Annotated in this window: 20 protein-coding genes; 18 read left to right on the plus strand and 2 right to left on the minus strand. The window is 56.0% G+C overall.

Annotated features, from left to right (window positions below; genetic code table 11):
- Positions 1–42 precede the first annotated feature (42 nt).
- On the plus strand, positions 43–807 hold the full coding sequence (locus tag A6013_RS05360) for a siderophore-interacting protein (RefSeq protein ID WP_049137059.1): 765 nt from the start codon (positions 43–45) through the stop codon (positions 805–807).
- Here A6013_RS05360 and A6013_RS05365 read toward each other — a convergent pair whose 3' ends face one another.
- Entirely contained in the window at positions 808–1,977 is a 1,170-nt protein-coding gene (locus tag A6013_RS05365; protein ID WP_069732673.1) for a DNA repair protein, read from the minus strand.
- Between the two features lie 193 nt (positions 1,978–2,170).
- Positions 2,171–2,746: a phage repressor protein CI gene (locus tag A6013_RS05370; protein WP_069732674.1), complete on the minus strand. Its 576-nt coding sequence runs from the start codon at positions 2,744–2,746 to the stop codon at positions 2,171–2,173.
- Between the two features lie 227 nt (positions 2,747–2,973).
- On the opposite strand from A6013_RS05370, the gene A6013_RS05375 reads away from it, so the two are divergent.
- The 17 genes from A6013_RS05375 to A6013_RS05455 all read left to right on the plus strand — a co-directional run bounded on the left by A6013_RS05375 (position 2,974) and on the right by A6013_RS05455 (position 13,469).
- Positions 2,974–3,312, plus strand: coding sequence for a DUF5347 domain-containing protein (locus A6013_RS05375; RefSeq protein ID WP_063943017.1), 339 nt, complete (start codon positions 2,974–2,976; stop codon positions 3,310–3,312).
- A 68-nt stretch (positions 3,313–3,380) separates the two neighbouring features.
- Complete coding sequence (locus A6013_RS05380; protein ID WP_069732675.1) at positions 3,381–3,608, plus strand: DUF2732 family protein; 228 nt, start codon at positions 3,381–3,383, stop codon at positions 3,606–3,608.
- Entirely contained in the window at positions 3,608–3,829 is a 222-nt protein-coding gene (locus A6013_RS05385; RefSeq protein ID WP_041908022.1) for a TraR/DksA family transcriptional regulator, read from the plus strand. Before A6013_RS05380 ends, A6013_RS05385 begins: the two co-directional genes overlap by 1 nt.
- 1 nt (position 3,830) lies before the next feature.
- Complete coding sequence (locus tag A6013_RS05390) at positions 3,831–6,020, plus strand: replication endonuclease (protein ID WP_069732676.1); 2,190 nt, start codon at positions 3,831–3,833, stop codon at positions 6,018–6,020.
- A gap of 109 nt (positions 6,021–6,129) precedes the next feature.
- The gene (locus A6013_RS05395; RefSeq protein ID WP_041908026.1) at positions 6,130–6,570 is read left to right on the plus strand and encodes a DinI-like family protein; all 441 of its coding nucleotides are present in this window, start codon (positions 6,130–6,132) and stop codon (positions 6,568–6,570) included.
- A gap of 180 nt (positions 6,571–6,750) precedes the next feature.
- Positions 6,751–6,954: a tail protein X gene (locus tag A6013_RS05400; protein WP_069732677.1), complete on the plus strand. Its 204-nt coding sequence runs from the start codon at positions 6,751–6,753 to the stop codon at positions 6,952–6,954.
- On the plus strand, positions 6,945–7,166 hold the full coding sequence (locus tag A6013_RS05405) for an HP1 family phage holin (protein WP_006178624.1): 222 nt from the start codon (positions 6,945–6,947) through the stop codon (positions 7,164–7,166). Before A6013_RS05400 ends, A6013_RS05405 begins: the two co-directional genes overlap by 10 nt.
- The gene (locus A6013_RS05410; protein WP_069732678.1) at positions 7,150–7,659 is read left to right on the plus strand and encodes a lysozyme; all 510 of its coding nucleotides are present in this window, start codon (positions 7,150–7,152) and stop codon (positions 7,657–7,659) included. The genes A6013_RS05405 and A6013_RS05410 overlap by 17 nt, the downstream gene beginning before the upstream one ends.
- Complete coding sequence (gene lysB, locus A6013_RS27505; protein WP_069732679.1) at positions 7,656–8,081, plus strand: Rz-like lysis system protein LysB; 426 nt, start codon at positions 7,656–7,658, stop codon at positions 8,079–8,081. Before A6013_RS05410 ends, lysB begins: the two co-directional genes overlap by 4 nt.
- The gene (gene lysC, locus A6013_RS25045; protein WP_075202980.1) at positions 7,969–8,214 is read left to right on the plus strand and encodes an Rz1-like lysis system protein LysC; all 246 of its coding nucleotides are present in this window, start codon (positions 7,969–7,971) and stop codon (positions 8,212–8,214) included. Before lysB ends, lysC begins: the two co-directional genes overlap by 113 nt.
- On the plus strand, positions 8,177–8,644 hold the full coding sequence (locus tag A6013_RS05425) for a phage tail protein (RefSeq protein ID WP_069732680.1): 468 nt from the start codon (positions 8,177–8,179) through the stop codon (positions 8,642–8,644). Before lysC ends, A6013_RS05425 begins: the two co-directional genes overlap by 38 nt.
- 103 nt (positions 8,645–8,747) lie before the next feature.
- Complete coding sequence (locus tag A6013_RS05430) at positions 8,748–9,389, plus strand: phage baseplate assembly protein V (protein ID WP_069732681.1); 642 nt, start codon at positions 8,748–8,750, stop codon at positions 9,387–9,389.
- Positions 9,386–9,736: a GPW/gp25 family protein gene (locus A6013_RS05435; protein ID WP_041908038.1), complete on the plus strand. Its 351-nt coding sequence runs from the start codon at positions 9,386–9,388 to the stop codon at positions 9,734–9,736. The genes A6013_RS05430 and A6013_RS05435 overlap by 4 nt, the downstream gene beginning before the upstream one ends.
- Before the next feature lie 5 nt (positions 9,737–9,741).
- Positions 9,742–10,650: a baseplate assembly protein gene (locus tag A6013_RS05440; protein WP_069732682.1), complete on the plus strand. Its 909-nt coding sequence runs from the start codon at positions 9,742–9,744 to the stop codon at positions 10,648–10,650.
- Positions 10,643–11,173, plus strand: coding sequence for a phage tail protein I (locus tag A6013_RS05445; protein ID WP_041908042.1), 531 nt, complete (start codon positions 10,643–10,645; stop codon positions 11,171–11,173). The genes A6013_RS05440 and A6013_RS05445 overlap by 8 nt, the downstream gene beginning before the upstream one ends.
- A gap of 11 nt (positions 11,174–11,184) precedes the next feature.
- Entirely contained in the window at positions 11,185–12,861 is a 1,677-nt protein-coding gene (locus A6013_RS27510) for a phage tail protein (RefSeq protein WP_248040602.1), read from the plus strand.
- A complete protein-coding gene (locus A6013_RS05455) occupies positions 12,849–13,469 on the plus strand; it encodes a tail fiber assembly protein (protein ID WP_248035459.1) in 621 nt (206 codons plus the stop codon). The genes A6013_RS27510 and A6013_RS05455 overlap by 13 nt, the downstream gene beginning before the upstream one ends.
- Positions 13,470–13,485 lie beyond the last annotated feature (16 nt).

Below are 13,485 nucleotides of genomic sequence, written 5' to 3' on the forward strand. Positions count from 1 at the left end.
ATCAATTCCGATATATCGTATTCACCAGAGAAGAGGCTAAAAATGGCATCTACCCGTTACCCACAGCGCGTGCGTAATGACCTGCGCTTTCGCGAGCTGACGGTGCGCCGCGTTGAGCGCATTAGCGCAGGCTTTCAGCGCATTGTTTTAGGCGGCGAGGCGCTGGAGGGCTTTAGCTCCCGCGGCTTCGACGACCACACCAAAGTCTTTTTCCCTGCACCTGGCACCACGTTTGTCCCGCCGAAGGTCACCGATGAAGGCATCGACTGGGGCGATGGCGTACGTCCACAGGCGCGCGACTATACGCCGCTGTACGATGAGGCAAATCATGAGCTGGCGCTCGATTTCTTCATTCATGACGGCGGGATTGCCAGCGGCTGGGCAGTCGAGGCGAAGGTGGGCGACAGGTTGACGATCGGCGGCCCGCGCGGTTCGCTGGTAGTGCCGGAGGATTACGCCTGGCAGTTGTACGTGTGCGACGAGTCCGGCATGCCGGCGCTGCGTCGACGTTTAGAGAGCATTGCTAAACTGCCGGTTTGTCCGGAGATTCATGCGGTGGTGACCGTAGGTGACGAATCTTATAAGGACTATCTGGCGCACCTGAGTGATTTCAACATCACCTGGGTGGAGGGCCACAGCGAGCAGGCGGTGGTTGACCGTCTGGCGGCGCTGGCCGTGCCGGAGGAGGATTACTTTATCTGGCTGACCGGAGAAGGGAAGGTGGTAAAAAACCTGAGCCGCCAGTTTGAAACCAACGCGATTGACCAGCATCTGGTGCGTGCCAGCGCATACTGGCACGCTAAATAATCAGGCTGCCGAATCCATCTGCGCTTCGTTAACCTGGTGTTCGAGCGAGGCGCATACCTCTTTTAGCGCTTTCTCCTGCTGAGCAAAGTACGCTTCCATATTGCTCAGCGACGAGACCAGCAGCCAGGACTCCTCTTTTTCCAGCTCCGCCAGCTCGTTCACTAAGGTGTCGATTTGCTCGCGGACCTGCGCCATTTTTTTGCGGATACGCTCCAGATCGTTCAGCCTGTCGCTCGCCATCAATGGCTCAAACCCCTGCTGCAGGCGGGCCACCAGCGAGCGAATGGTTTTGACGTCGCCGCGCTGTTTGGCCTGGTTGAGCTGCACCATCATCGCGTTGGCTTCCTCTTTCAGATCGTCTGCGACTAAATCCGGATGGCAGAGCTTGCTCGCCTGCCGCCAGAGGCGCTTGAGTTCGTTCTGATCTTCTTCCGAGAGATGCTTGCCCTTGCGCAGCCGCACTTCGGCATCGTGATGCTGTTCGCGATACTTCTCGTACTCTTCGTTGGCCTCGTCGCGCGCCTGACGCGCGGGCTCTTCTTCGCGCGTTAAGCCGCTTTCCAGTTCGAGCGCTTCGGCCAGCAGGTTGGTAATCAGATTGCTTTGCTGCTCCAGATGCTTACGCGCCTGAGCGGCCTGGACGGAGTCAGCCGGGAGATCGCGCCAGCGCTGGGTAAGCGTCGCCAGCACCTCCACCGCCTGCGCCATATAGCGCTGACAGCGGCGGTAATCCTCCTCGCGACGACGTGCCTCCGCCTGCTGACGACGCAGGTTCAGCTCCGCCAGCGTTTTACGCAGGGCGAGGATCTGCTGCATCAGCGGTCCGAGGCGGGAGAAATAGAGATCGTTGAACTCATCAAGCTGCTGCACGCGAGCGTTGCGGCGGTCAATCAGATCGCGCAGACGCTCTTCCAGCGCCTTCAGCTCCAGCTTGCTGGCGGCTACCTGTGGGTCACGCCACTGGGTCACGGCGCGTTGGCCCTGCAGCCAGGCGGTTATGGCCGCCATGGCCGAGGTATAGTTCTTTTCCTCAAGCGCCACGACGATTGCCTGTAGCTCATCGTCAAACGCTTCATTTTTCAGGCGTGTCAGCTGGCTCTGGATGATGTCGTCATCTTCCAGTTCAATGGCATTTTTAATGATTTCTAGCCGTTTGATCGGTGTGCTCATGATGCCTTTCGCTTTGGCGCTTAAGTATTTGAGTTAAGGGTAGTTGTTGTAAAAGCTACAGGAAATAATACACACGGATGATGATCGGCGCGATGGGGGATTTCTTTAGATTTGCAGTTTGTGAGGTACGAGATATGAGCAGGAGAGCGAATACGCAAAATGGCTTCGTTTTCACTGTTTCCCGCTCTGTCCCTTAAATAACCTCGCTGTAGATCCCCACCACGCGACCCACCGTTTTTATCTCGCTGATACCGCACTCAAACGGAACTTTACCGCCCGCTACGTGAAGTTTTTTGCCCGGTAACAGCGTTAAGTCGCGGATGCTGGCGGTGCCTTCAATCTCGACCAGCCAAAGGCCGTCGGTTAAAGACGCCTCTTTTTCGATAAAGTGAAGCTTTCCCTCCGCCCGAACGGCGATGCCGCGAGCCAGCGGTTTGCTAAAGAAACTGGCATCGATGCTCAAAATGGTATTTTCTTCCAGCTTACCATCACTGAGTGTGAATGCCGAAACTGAAACCGGATCTCCCGATGCGGGGTTACCTTCAAACTGCGCACCTTGCCCGGTCATCAGCCAGCGCAGGCTGGCACCGGTGTCCAGCGCGCACTGAACCGCGAAGTCGTAAGAGATGGTACCGCGCGCGTAGCGGTTCTGAAGCGAGCTGGCGGCGATATTAAAGTGCCGGGCCAGCTGGATTTTCTGCGTGAAACCATATACCTGACAGATTCTATCGAGTAACTCTTCATTATTCACTTGAGAATCCAGTATCAAAATATATTCCTTTGGGTGTTTACTAATACTCAATTGGGTATTAATATCATTGCAAATTCGAGCAATCAGCGGCAGAAGTTGGCAAACAGAGGCTAATGATTGCAGACATTATCAAAATGGGAATTTTGCAGCATGGTTTGTGAAATCGCAATCATCAAACGGCGGAAAATGCCGTGCTATGAGCGTTTTCAGCACATTAGCGTGCGTGAATTTATGCGAGGGGAGATATGGCGATAGAAGCTGCCCATGCAAGGGTTCCACTTAGCGTGGGAGCACGTCTTAACGGGCTTAACCACGTCGCTGAACTGCGCGCCCGATACGGGAGCGATAGCGGAAAAGAGCTGGCACGGTTTATGGCCGAGCTGCGCGATAAGCGCGATCCCTGTTTTGAGGAGAACAGCAGGGCGCTGGCCGCCATCTTTTACCTGGCGAGATTACCCGTCGCCCGTCATGAGTGCGATATCAGCGAGCTGACGACCGAAGAGAAACGGGCGCTAATTACCGCCATGAATCATTTTCGTGCCGTTGTGAGTTTATTTCCTGAACGGCTGACCATGCCGATATAACCCAACCAAAAACCTAATGGCGTAAACCCGCCGGGCAGCCTATTGCCTGAAATTAAGGAGAACGCGTGATGCGAAACAGTGAAAACCGCCCATATCCGATCGGAAATGAAGAACTGAAACGCCTGCTGATGGAGGCAAAAACAGAGGAACGATGCGCGCGAGCCCTCGCGGTCTCCCTGCGCCTGGAGGCGCTGGCGAGCCATATCTACAAAACCGGCATGAGCGGAGAGGACGTTGCCGAACTGCTGTGCCACGAGGCAGCCCGCTACGAGCGTGAATCACAGGAGCTGCACTGATGGCCGATTTTATCGATCTTGCGCAGGCGCGCGAGCAGGAAGACAGAGAGCGCCACATTAACAGCGCCCGCAGGCGACCCGCATCGCCTTCGCGTTTTCTGTGCGAGGACTGCGATGCGCCAATACCTGAGGCGCGTCGAAAGGCGGTACCTGGAGTGGCCTTGTGCATCACATGCCAGGAGATCGCGGAGATGAAAAATAAACACGTCCGGGGAGGATGAGTTGGCGACGTCATTTGCTTATCCGTGGAACGCTCCACGGTCGGCCATTGCCAGCCCTTACCTCACGCACACCCAACAGCAGCGTCGCGATCGCCTCTTCGCGGCGCTGCAGCAGGCAAGAATTGCCCTCTCACAGCAGCCTGACTGCGTGCGCTTCGAGGTCTGGCGCACGATTGACGCCCTCGAGCAGCATCAGGGCAGCCTGAAGGCTAATGCTTTCTCGATCCGCTTCTGCAAAAGGATATTGCCCCGCCTGCGTCTGGTCTCTGAACGCTATGCCTGCAAGGGCCTGCACAATACGGTCTCCAGGGCCGTGTTTAATGACCATTTCGACACCCAGATTCTGCAATACCTCGCTTCGAGGATGGTTGAGCTGGTTACGCGCTATAACCGTCTTCCGGATATGTCCCGCGCGGACATCGACCTGCTGGCCGCAGATATCGCCAGCTTTATTCGTGGCGAGCTGGCGAATATTAACGATGCTGAGATGGGCGAATACCGGACGCTTTACGTCTGGTACCAGCGCGCCGGACTGATCGCCCGGCAGTTCAACGTTTCGCCTCCCCACTGGGAACGGGTGTCAAAGACGTTTTTCAACAAAGATGACGTTGCCTCGGCGGTGATCCGCATGTTTTCCGAGGTGTGGTGGCGCGGGCGCCTGCGCCGTATCGCGGCGGCCTGGCGCGAGCATTTGCAGATTGCCCTCGGCAACGTCAGCAAAAAGAGAACGGCGTATGCGAGCAGGCGCTGCGTGACCGAGTGGCGCGAGCAGAAGCGCCGCACCCGCGAATTTCTCAAGGGCATGGAGCTTGAAGATGAAGAGGGCAACCGCATCAGCCTGATTGAAAAATACGATACCTCGGTGTCTAACCCGGCGATACGCCGCTGTGAACTGATGACCCGCATTCGCGGTTTTGAAAATATCTGTGAGGCGCTGGGCTACGTGGGCGAGTTCTATACCTTAACCGCGCCCGCGCAGTATCACGCGACCGTGAAGTCGGGCTACCCCAACGCTAAGTGGAACGGAGCCAGCCCGGCGGATACGCAAGGCTACTTTACCCGTCTCTGGGCACGTATCCGGGCAAAACTCCACCGGGACGGGCGGCGTATTTTTGGTATCCGCGTTGCGGAACCCCATCACGACGGTACGCCCCACTGGCACATGCTGATGTTTATGCTGCCGGAAGATGTTGACTGCGTTCGCCAGATTATCGGGGATTACGCGCGGCAGGAGGATGCTGTTGAGCTGCAGAGCGAAAGTGCCATAAGAGCGCGCTTTCACGCGGAAGCGATCGATCCTAAGAAAGGCAGTGCTACCGGTTACATAGCCAAATACATCTCAAAGAATATCGACGGCTATGCGCTTGATGGCGAGACCGATCACGAAAGCGGCGGGCTTCTGAAGGAGACGGCGTCCGCCGTTTCGGCCTGGGCGGGACGCTGGCACATTCGTCAGTTTCAGTTCATCGGCGGCGCGCCGGTAACGGTCTACCGCGAGCTGCGACGTATGGCGGATACAGAGGCCGCGCGCGGCTTGAGCGTTGAGTTTGCCGCCGTCCATGATGCCGCCGACGCCGGTGACTGGGCGGGTTACGTTACTGCGCAGGGAGGGCCGTTTGTCCGTCGCGATGATTTACAGGTGCGCACGCTGTATGGACCGCGCGCCGGGTTTAACCAGTACGGCGAGGAAACGGTCCGTATTCGTGGCGTGTACGACTCCGCCGTCGGCGCGGGCAGCCCGATTGTCACCCGGCTCACCCAGTGGAAAATTGTGCCGAAGAGGGCCCCGGAAATTAAGAATGCGCCTGAGCCCTCTCGGAGTTCTGTCAATAACTGTACGCAGGACGATCTGTCTCAGCCCCTAAGCCGGCGTGCGAGACGGGCATTAACCGAACGCATCAAATTCATCCGCCCCGGCGCTACGTCGCCCATCATCTTCGCGAGCGACCCGCAGAACGGGGTACCAGAGAAGGTGATTGACGAGATACGGCTCGCTACCGGGATAGCCATCAGCCGGGGCGAGGCCCTGCATCTTATGGCCGGAGGCGTTAGCCGTTTTAACGACAAATGGTGCAGGGGCGCAGCTGACGGAACGCTATTTCCTGCAGCGTGTTCTTATCAGGAAAAGGCGCGGAAAATCCTTGAACGTATTGGGTATTTAACGGATCTGTTAACCAGTCGAGTACGCTAATCTTTATCGATATCATGTACATACCGTTAAAGGTTCTGATTTTTCGCTTCACTCTTTTTATGAATACATGCTACTGTATGTTTATACAGTATCTCGTGGTGGAGGTTGTGTGGACAGAGAGTTGAACGAGCAGGTCATGATTGAACGAGTCGAGATGATTGCTCGGCTGACGACAGAAGGAACGTGTCAGGAAAGAGATCGTGAGATTGCCCTGAATTTGATTGCTGAGATTGCGCGGGGGAATTTAATCAAGAACAACGCCTTTACCGTTGTTTTCTCGGCATCGCCTGTTCCGGAACGAATCAAAAAAGAGAGTAACGTTCGGGTGAACATTACTCTCGATAAAGATCGGCTGGCTGGCCAGTCCGTCGCCGAAGCCTTTCAGTGCGAACTGACCCGCAGAATAGGGTCCCTGTTTCCGTCAACGAGGGTGACCGTGAGAGTAGGCTCGGTGACGGGGGTAGAGCTCCAGGGGCTTGAAAAAGAGGCCGATCGCGAGGCGCTGGACACTATTCTGCGGGAAGTCTGGGAAGACGAGAGCTGGCGTTAAACCCGGTTTTGTTACCCGGACCGAACACCCTCATTAGATTTTTACGTTCCCATTGAACCGCGCTTCGCTTCCCTCGGATGGTTTGTTGTGTCCGCGAGCGTCCATCCGTCAGCGATAGCGAAAAGCCTGCTGGCCCGGGAAACTCTTCAGTACCTGGAAACCGGATGTTGGGAGCGACTGATGAAGATCTATGCAATGCAGGGGGACACGCTTGATGCCGTTTGCGCCCGCTTTTATGGGCGCACGGCTGGCGTCGTTGAAGCCGTTCTGGAGGCCAACTCTGGCCTCGCGGAGTCAGGGGTTATCTTGCCTCACGGCACGCCGGTAGAGATGCCGGAGGTGGATACCGCCCCCACAAAAGAATCCGTAAACCTATGGGACTGAGCCTGGAGAAAATCACCACGTTTATCGCCTACTGGCTGGCCGTGGCGCTGGCCTGGTTCGGGGCGATGTCTCCTGAAAAAGTCGCGCTGTACGTGGGAAGTCTTTGCGCCATTTTTACCGCGCTGACGAATTACTGGTTTAAGCGAAAAACCTGGCGCTATCTCAAATCTCTTGGTCTCGATAAGAAGAGCATTCGTGAACTCAATCATTAAGCGTTGCAGCATCGCCGGCGTGCTGGCCCTGGCGGTGCTGATGCCTGACTTTCGGTTACTGAAAACCTCCCCGGATGGGCTGGCGTTGATTGCCGATCTCGAAGGATGCCGCCTCTCGCCCTACCGGTGTAGCGCCGGCGTATGGACGTCAGGCATTGGCCACACGGCAAACGTTGTGCCCACGCGGGATATTACCGAGCGTGAGGCCGCGGCAAACCTGGTCGCTGATGTGCTCAACGTGGAGCGGCGGCTGGCGGCGTGCGCGCCGGTAGAAATGCCGCCACGGGTCTACGACGCGCTGGTGAGCTTCACGTTTAATGTCGGCGCAGGCGCTGCCTGTCGTTCGACGCTGGTGTCGTTTATCAAGCGTAAACAGTGGTCGCAGGCGTGCGAGCAGCTTACCCGCTGGGTGTACGTCAACGGCGTCAAAAATGCCGGGCTGGAAAATCGTCGCGTCCGCGAGAAGGCCTGGTGCATGAAGGGGCTGCCATGAGAACTCTCATGCTGGCGCTGGCCGGTCTGCTGGCCATCACGCTGTGGCTTCGTCATGACAACCTGACCCTGTCCCGTTCCTTAGCTACGGCTAACCGGGTCGCCAGCGAGCAAAAAAATGCCCTCGCCACGCTTAACCATCAGCTGTCCCTGTCGCAACGGATTGCCCGATCAAACGAAAACGCCCAGGTCAGGCTCCGTGAGGCGCTTGTCACTGCGGGTGAGGAGAGCGCGAAACGGGAAGCGACTATCGGGAGATTACTCAATGAAAATGAAGCGTTACGCCACTGGTATAACGCTCGGCTGCCTGATGCTGTCCGCAGGTTGCACACCCGCACCGCCTGCGCCTCCGCAGCCCATTGTTTACCACGCCTGCCCGAAGGTGAGCCTCTGCCCGATGCCGGGCAGCGAACCCGCCACTAACGGCGATCTCAGCGCGGATATTCGCAGGCTTGAGTATGCCCTTATCGCCTGCGCGCTGCAGGTTGAAACCATTAAAAACTGTCAGGATAAATTCGATGCACAAACTCAAGAGCCTGCGCCAGGCATTAATTGACGCGATCCCCCAACTGAACGCTAGCCCGGAACGCCTGCAGATGTCGGTCGGAAGCGGGCATATTGACGCCCGCCTGGCCTCCTCGCTCTCCTTTGAAAAACACTATCAACTGAATGCAAAGGTCAGCGGTTTCACCGGCAACAGCGAGGGATTGTTCGTTCCCGTGCTGGCCTGGCTTCGGGAAAACCAGCCGGACATTTTTACCCTTGATGAAGGCCGTAAAAACGGATGTTCCTTCACGATCGTCTTAAACGATGACGATACGATGGATATCAGCATCAGTTTGCAATTAACCGAGCGCATGCTTGTTGCACAGGATCAGAGCGCTCTGTACGCGACGTATTCCCCGGAGCCGCCGCTGCCGGAGCCCGTCACGCGTCCGACGTCGTTGTACATCAACGGTGAGCTGGTCAGCCAGTGGGAGGCGTAAGTTCCCCCGCGCCGAGAGCCCGCTGTTTGTACAGCGTGTTGTTTCATCCCGCATAAAACCCCGTCTCGTTGCTGCCGTTCTCTCTGAACGGCATTCTCTTCTCATGAATACATTAACTTCCATTAACGGTATCGCTCGCGCGATCCGCAATCTGATACGTATCGGTGTTGTGACCGATGTTGACCTCAACAGGGGGCTTTGTCGTGTCCAGACCGGCGGGATGAAAACCACCTGGCTGAACTGGCAAACCTGTCGTGCGGGACGTTCGCGCGTGTGGTGGGCGCCTTCCGAGGGCGAGCAGGTGCTGCTGCTGGCCATCGGCGGCGAGCTTGATACCGCCTTTGTGCTGCCCGGCATTTTCTCTGACGACCATCCGGCGCCGTCCGGGTCGCCCGATGCCTTCCACGTCTCTTTTCCTGACGGCGCGGTGATTGAGTACGAACCCGGACGCGGGGCGCTGACGGTTGCAGGCATTAAAACGGCCGACATTACCGCCTCTGAATCGCTCACCGCCACCGTGCCGGAGGTGCGGGTGACGTCAACGTCCCGCATCACGCTGGATACGCCTGAAGTGGTGTGTACCAACAAGTTAATTACCGCCTCTCTTGAAGTGCAGCAGGGCGGTGTGATGACCGGAAATATTGAGCATTCCGGCGGTAAATTCACCTCCAACGGGGTGCAGGTGGACAACCACGCGCACGGCAGCGTGCAAAGCGGCGGAAGCTGGACTAAGGGGACACAATGACGGTGCGATACAGGGGAATGAACAGGCAGACCGGGCTGAGCATTTCAGAGGCTGAACACATCCGGCAAAGCGTGCGCGACATTCTGGTCACGCCGATTGGCTCGCGGGTCATGCGCCGGGATTACGGCTCGCTGCTGGCGGCGATGATCGACAGGCCGCAGAGCCCTGCGCTGCGTCTGCAAATCATGTCCGCATGCTATTCCGCCATCCAGAAATGGGAGCCGCGGATAAGCCTGACGGCAATCACTTTCGAGCGTTCGGAGAACGACGGGACGCTGTATGTCGATATCACCGGCACGCGCCCGACCTCCGGACAATCCTTTTCTATCACCATTTCACTGAGTTAAACGCTATGGCTATTGTTGATCTGAGCCAGCTCGCCGCGCCTGATGTCGTGGAAGAGGTGGATTATGAAACGCTGTTGGCAGAACGAAAGGCCACCTTTGTCTCGCTCTATCCCGAAGAGGAACGAGAGGCGATTGCGCGGACGCTGACGCTGGAGTCAGAGCCGATTGTGAAGCTCCTGCAGGAGAATGCCTACCGGGAAGTCATGTGGCGTCAGCGGGTTAACGAGGCCGCGCGTGCGGTCATGTTGGCTTATGCAGCGGGCAGCGATCTGGACCAGATAGGGGCAAACGCTAACCTTGCGCGTCTGGTGATCGCCCCTGCCGACGACACCACATTTCCGCCCACGCCGGCTGTGATGGAGTCCGATACCGATTTTCGTCTGCGCATTCAGCAGGCCCCGGAAGGGCTGAGTGTCGCGGGCTCGACTGGCGCGTACCAGTTCCATGGCCGCAGTGCCGATGGGCGGGTAGCGGACATCTCCGTCATCAGCCCGCAGCCGGCGAACGTCACGATTTCTGTACTCTCCCGGGAGAATAACGGCATAGCGTCTGAAGAGCTGATCGCTATTGTTCGTAACGCCCTAAACGATGAAGACGTCAGGCCGGTTGCCGACCGCGTTACCGTCCAGTCGGCCAAAATAGTTGACTACAGCATTGAAGCATCGCTTTTCCTTTTTCCCGGCCCCGAAAGCGAGCCGGTACTCAACGCGGCAAGAACCCGGTTACAGGCCTATATCACGGCTCAGCATCGTCTTGGACGCGATATTCGCAAGTCCGCCATTTACGCCGCTCTTCACGTAGAAGGGGTGCAGCGGGTGGAACTGACCGCACCCGCGGCTGACATCGTGCTTGATGAAACCCAGGCCTCATGGTGCAGCCACTTCAGCTTAACCGTGGGAGGGAACGATGAGTAACACCCGCCTTTTACCGGTTGGCTCATCGCCCCTTGAGGTCGCGGCAGCGCGCGCCTGTGCGGACATCGAAAATACGCCCGTTCCGCTGCGCCACCTCTGGAATGTGGATACCTGCCCGGCGAATTTGCTGCCGTGGCTGGCATGGGCATTTTCGGTTGACCGCTGGGACGAGAGCTGGCCGGAAGCCACCAAGCGGGACGTGATCCGCGCGGCGTGGTTTATCCATGCCCACAAAGGGACGATTGGCGCCGTGCGTCGCGTGGTGGAGCCGCTTGGCTATCTGATTAACGTCACCGAGTGGTGGGAAACCAACGATCCGCCCGGCACTTTCCGCCTTGATATTGGCGTGCTGGACACCGGTATTAACGAGGAAATGTATTACGAAATGGAGAGGCTGGTTGCTGATGCAAAGCCTGCCAGCCGCCACCTTATTGGCCTGAATATCATCCAGGACATTCCGGGTTATCTCTATACCGGCGCCTTGGGCTATGACGGCGACATCATCACGGTTTATCCCGGATAAGTGAGAGCACAATGACAGTGAAATATAAAACGGTTATCACCAAAGCCGGTGCCGAAAAACTGGCTGCAGCGACCGTCCCGAACGGCAAGAAAGTGAATTTTACGGCGATGGCGGTGGGTGACGGTGGGGGCTCGTTGCCGGTGCCTGATGCCGGGCAGACGAAGCTGGTTAATGAAGTCTGGCGCCATGCGCTGAATAAAATCAGCCAGGATAACAAGCATCAGAATTATGTGATCGCGGAGCTGCTCATTCCGCCTGAAACCGGTGGTTTCTGGATGCGAGAAATGGGCCTCTATGATGACACGGGGACACTGATTGCCGTTGGGAACATGGCAGAAAGCTATAAGCCGTTGTTGGCGGAAGGATCCGGACGTGCGCAGACCGTGCGTATGGTCATCATGGTAAGCGACATTGAGTCAGTCGAGCTGACGATTGATACCTCAACGGTGATGGCAACCCAGGATTATGTCGACGACAAGCTCGCAGAGCATGAGCAGTCCCGCCTCCATCCTGACGCCACGCTTAAGGAAAAAGGGTTTACTCAGCTAAGCAGTGCGACCGACAGCACGTCTGAGACGCTTGCGGCCACACCTAAGGCTGTAAAGACCGTCAATGATGACGTGACAAAGCTCAAAAACAGCTTGGGTACTGCCGCAGGTAAAAATGTTCAGGAAAGCCGCGACGACATCACACCGGGGCGCGTGCTGGTTAACGGTGGTGCGCTGGCGTTGAGAACGGTAGCCGCCAGAGCGGGTACGGCAATTGCCGATGCAAGCGCCCTCCCGGCTAACTCAGTGAGCTTCTGTTATGCCGATGCAGCATATTCACCGGGTTATGAGGCGACGATTCTTGATGTGGGCGGCCTTGGTGGCGATGGCTATCGTGTGCAGTATGCCGCGTCCTATAGCGACGGCGGGAAGCGGCTGAGATTCCGCACCTTAAATGCGGATAATGGCTATTGGGGGAGCTGGACGAACGTTATCACAAACTACGGCGGAAGCGTTGAGTATTTAAATAATGCATGTTATTACGCGATAAAGCCTGAATACTGGCAAGGCGGCGGGGCGTTTGCAAATCAATATATTGATGCCTCGGCTCCATTTTTTGTTCCTGGTTATACTACTCCTAAAGATACTTCGATGTATCTACCAATTGTAAAAGGAACATCCGCGACGAGTGGATATGGATTTGGTGCGTCGGTTAGTTTTGGAATATTACGTTCAGGAAGTGGTGATTTTGGTTCCGCTATTATTCAAATTTTGGGTGATAGCGGAGCCGGGGCAATATATTCATTTAATGCTAATGGGAATTTAAATGTTCCCGGCCAGATTGGGACAGGGGGGAATATTGTCGCTGGTCAGGGGCTGTTTGAGTCAGGCGGTTTGGTCAGGGTTTATTCCAGTAATAACCCGCCGCCCCAGCAGGATTTGAGCCCTTATGCAACTACTGCATGGGTCAACGGGAACTTTTCAACACAAGCCTGGACTGTCGCTAACTTTCTGCAAGGGGGAATGAGGCTGGCTTCATCAGGAACGGCAACCAACGGGAATAACGATAACACGTTTGCATATGCTCCAGATGGTGCTGTTGTCACCGCTGTGCAGCAAAAGACAAACTACACAGCGGTGCTATATCGTTATGTCCAATATAACATCGGCGGAAACTGGTATACGGCATGGGTGGCGTAATGACAATGCAATCAGGTGTATTTAAAAAATATGACCCATTAGAAAAATGGGGAAAATATACTCCAGCGAAAGTGGCAAAACTTACGCCGGAGGAGCTCGAATTATATTATGTTGCTAAATCACCGGAAATGAATGTTGTTTTTCTGAAAGATGAAAATGGCAATGACTGGTATCAGTGGCTTAAGAAACTTTCAAAAGAAACGTTGAAAGTTTCTTTCAATCCTGACTCGAAAGAAATCGTTCATTTCTCTTATGATGCGAGCACGATTTTTCCGGTTAATCAGATTGTCGTTGAAATCGGGCCAGAGAGTGTACCGGATGTATTTACCGCTGCGGGTGAGAAAGCATTAGGCGGTGCGTTTCTTTTTGTTGATGGCAAAATTACTGCCGCGCCGGTGGATTATGCAGCAGAAGCACAACGCAATAAACTGGAGCTGCTGACTCAGGCAAATAACGTCATCGCCACGCTGCAGGATGCGGTTGAGCTGGATATGGCGACTGAGGAAGAAACAGCGAACTTGCAGGAGTGGAAGAAATACCGTGTGCTTCTGAGTCGGGTCGATGTTGATAAACCGGTCTGGCCGCCTCTGCCTGAAACAAAATTATAAATCGATACGCCGTGCT

Source organism: Enterobacter sp. IF2SW-B1, assembly GCF_001743375.1.
Classification (GTDB): domain Bacteria; phylum Pseudomonadota; class Gammaproteobacteria; order Enterobacterales; family Enterobacteriaceae; genus Enterobacter; species Enterobacter bugandensis.